Consider the following 2970-nt stretch of genomic DNA (forward strand, 5'->3'; position numbering starts at 1 on the left):
GCCGTCGGCGCCCCGTGGGCGGGCAAGGCGCCCGTCCACGGGAAAGCGCCGCTGCCCCCGTCCGGCTCCCCGCGACGCCGGCGGGCGACGGCCTAGCGCCAGGCGGTCTCGTCGCCCTCCTCCGGCGGCGGCTCCTCGTCGGCGAGGAAGGCCGCGACCCGTGCCTCCGCCTCCTCGTCCTCCCCCGGGCCGGCGCTCCCGGCACTCCCCGCCGGCCCGGCGGCGTCGGCGGGCCGCGGGTCCGCGCCCGACGCGTCGGGAGCCGCCGGGTCCCGCCCCTCGCACAGCGCGATGACGTCCGTCCCGAACTGGCGGAGCTTGTGCGGTCCCACACCGGAGATGCGTGCCAGACCACGCGCCGACGTGGGCTCCTCCTCGGCGATGGCCATCAGCGTGACGTCGGTGAAGACGGTGTAGGCCGGTCGCCCCAGCTCCTTGGCCTGGACCGACCGCCAGTCGCGCAGCCGCTCGAAGAGTTCCTCGTTCATGGTCGACGGGCAGTCGGCGCAGCGCCGCAGCTTGATCTCCGGCGCGTCCGTCAGGGTGCGCCCGCACACCCGGCACGGCACGGGCCCGCGGGCCTTGCGTCCGCCGCTGCCGCGCTCCACCGAACCGCGGCTCGTTCCGCCGGCGCCGCCGCGGGAGGCGGAGCCGGGGCGCAGTCCGTCGAGGAAGCGGCTGGGGCGTCGCCCGGCGCGGCCGCCGGGGGTGCGGGCCAGCGCCCAGGAGAGCGTGAGGTGCTTGCGGGCGCGGGTGACCCCGACGTAGAGCAGCCGCCGCTCCTCCTCGATCTGCTCCGGCGTCTTGGCGTGGGAGAGCGGCAGCATCCCGTCGGTGAGACCGACGAGGTGGACGGCGTCCCACTCCAGCCCCTTCGCGGTGTGGAGGGAGGCCAGCGTCACGCCCTCGACGGTCGGCGCGTGCTGGGCGTGGGCGCGTTCCTCCAGCTCGGTGACGAAGTCCGCGAGGGTGGCGCCGGGGCGGGCCTCGGCGAGTCCCTCCGCGAGGCGCACCAGCGACCGCAGCGACTCCCAGCGGTCGCGTGCCGCGCCGGAACCGGCGGGCGGCTCCGGGTTCCACCCGACGCCGGCGAGGACGGCGCCGACCTGCTCGCCGAGGCCGAGGCCGTCCGGGAGGTCGGCGTCGTTGCCGGCAGCGCGGGCGGAGCCGCGCAGCGCCAGGCCGGCCTGGCGGATCTCCTGGCGCTCGAAGAACCGCTCGGCGCCCTTGAGCTGGTAGGGCACGCCGGCGTCGGTGAGGGCCTGCTCGTAGATCTCCGACTGGGCGTTGATGCGGTAGAGGACGGCGATCTCGCTGGCGGGAACGCCGGAGGCGAGGAGCGCGCGGATCTGCTGGGCGGTCGCCTCGGCCTCGGCCGGCTCGTCGGCGTGCTCCCGGAACTCCGGCTCGGGGCCGGCCGGGCGCTGGGAGACCAGCTCCAGGCGGTGCTCGGCCGCCCGGCCGCGGGCCTGCGACAGCAGCCCGTTGGCGAGCGTGACCACCTGCGGCGTGGACCGGTAGTCGCGGACCAGCCGCACGAGCGTGGCGTCGGGGTGCCGGGTGCGGAAGTCGAGCAGGTGGTCGGGGGTGGCTCCGGTGAAGGAGTAGATGGTCTGGCTGGCGTCGCCGACGACGCAGAGCGAGTCCCGGCCGCCGAGCCACAGCTCCAGCAGCCGCTGCTGGAGCGGGCTGACGTCCTGGTACTCGTCCACCACGAAGTGCTGGTACTGGCGGTGGACGGTCTCGGCGATGTCGGGGCGGTCCTGCAGGATGCCGACCGTCAGCAGCAGGACGTCGTCGAAGTCGATCACGCCGCGGTCCTGCTTGAGCTGCTCGTAGCCGGCGTAGACCCGGGCGGTCTCCGCCGGGTCCCGCGGGGCGTCGCGGCCGGACTTGGCGACCGCGACGGGGTAGTCCTCCGGCACGGTCTGGGTGACCTTGGCCCACTCGATCTCGGAGATCACGTCGCGCAGTTCGGCGCGCTCCAGCCGGATGCGGTGCCGTGCGGCGGCCTCCGCGACGACCTGCGCCTTGCGCTCCAGCAGCCGCGGCGGGTCGCCGCCGACGGCCCGGGGCCAGAAGTACTGGAGCTGCTTGAGCGCGGCCGAGTGGAAGGTCCGGGCCTGGACCCCGCGTGCCCCGAGCTGCCGCAGCCGGCCCCGCATCTCCCCCGCCGCGCGGTTGGTGAAGGTCACCGCGAGGACGCTCATCGGGGGCAGCACTCCCGAGCGGACGCCGTAGGCGATGCGGTGGGTGATGGCGCGGGTCTTGCCCGTCCCGGCCCCGGCGAGGACGCACACCGGCCCGCTGAGGGCGGTGGCGACCGACCGCTGTTCGGGGTCGAGGCCGTCGAGGACCGCGTCGGCGTCGGTGGGGGGCTCCGGGAAGGGTGTCGCTGCTGTCACCCGGTCCATGCTGCCAGGCCGGGGCGACACCGCGTCGCCCGCTTCCACAGAATCGGTGCGATCGTCGCACCGCTGCGGGCCGGCGGCGGGCGGTGCCGGCCCGCACCGGGGGCCGGCAGGGCGGCCCGCGCCCGGCCCGGCGGCAGGCGGCGGAATGCCGGACCCGGCGGCCGTGTTCTCCTGGAAGCCGTCCCCTCCCCGGGGACGAGCGGGACGCGGCGCGGGCGACGCGCGGTCCCGCGCCCACCGACAGCAGACGAGGAGCGTCAACGCGATGCCGGGCACCGTGACGATGTACAGCACCACCTGGTGCGGCTACTGCCGCACGCTCAAGCGGAACATGGACCGCGAGGGGATCGCCTACACCGAGGTCAACATCGAGCACGACCCGGCCGCCGCCGAGCTGGTGGAGAAGGCGAACAACGGCAACCAGACGGTGCCGACCCTGCTGTTCGACGACGGCTCGACGCTGACCAACCCGTCGCTGGCGCAGGTGAAGGCGAAGGTCGGGGGCTGAGCCGCCGCGTCCCCACCGCCCCGCGTCCCGCCGCTGTCCGGCGCCGGG

Annotated in this window: 2 protein-coding genes; one reads left to right on the top strand and one right to left on the bottom strand. The window is 75.9% G+C overall.

Annotated elements, in window-relative coordinates; genetic code table 11:
• Positions 1–92: 92 nt before the first annotated feature.
• The gene (locus HCN52_RS23380; protein WP_168090420.1) at positions 93–2414 is read right to left on the bottom strand and encodes an ATP-dependent DNA helicase UvrD2; all 2322 of its coding nucleotides are present in this window, start codon (positions 2412–2414) and stop codon (positions 93–95) included.
• Between the two features lie 265 nt (positions 2415–2679).
• Between HCN52_RS23380 and HCN52_RS23385 the strand changes: the two genes are divergently transcribed.
• Positions 2680–2922: a mycoredoxin gene (locus tag HCN52_RS23385; RefSeq protein ID WP_168090421.1), complete on the top strand. Its 243-nt coding sequence runs from the start codon at positions 2680–2682 to the stop codon at positions 2920–2922.
• Positions 2923–2970 lie beyond the last annotated feature (48 nt).

The sequence above is a fragment of the Streptomyces bohaiensis genome (assembly GCF_012033785.1).
GTDB lineage: Bacteria > Actinomycetota > Actinomycetes > Streptomycetales > Streptomycetaceae > Streptomyces > Streptomyces bohaiensis.

Coding starts and splice junctions, on each gene's coding strand:
- HCN52_RS23380 (WP_168090420.1), bottom strand. CDS start 2,414: ATGGACCGGGTGACAGCAGCGACACCCTTCCCGGAGCCCCCCACCGAC.
- HCN52_RS23385 (WP_168090421.1), top strand. CDS start 2,680: ATGCCGGGCACCGTGACGATGTACAGCACCACCTGGTGCGGCTACTGC.